Below are 239 nucleotides of genomic sequence, written 5' to 3' on the forward strand. Positions count from 1 at the left end.
GATGCGCGTTAATGAACCCGCAACCGTTACAGGTGATGCCCGAAGGATTGGCAATAATCACCTCGGCTTTATGCCCGGCCACTTCAATCCAGCCGTTGAGGTGACTGCGGTCATGGCTGTTGACCTCATTGAGGATAACGCTGGCATCCCCTTTGGCTAACCATGGATTGCCTGCTACCATGCCGCCGAGTTGCGTCTGGGTGGCCTGATGGCTGTTATTGAGGATAACGCCTTGTTTA

Annotated in this window: 1 protein-coding gene; it reads right to left on the bottom strand. The window is 54.0% G+C overall.

Annotated elements, in window-relative coordinates:
• On the bottom strand, window positions 1-239 hold a 239-nt coding region (locus tag SLS51_RS23765), incomplete at both ends, for a two-partner secretion domain-containing protein (RefSeq protein ID WP_323840913.1).

The organism is Photorhabdus africana, from assembly GCF_035181445.1.
Classification (GTDB): Bacteria; Pseudomonadota; Gammaproteobacteria; order Enterobacterales; family Enterobacteriaceae; genus Photorhabdus; species Photorhabdus laumondii.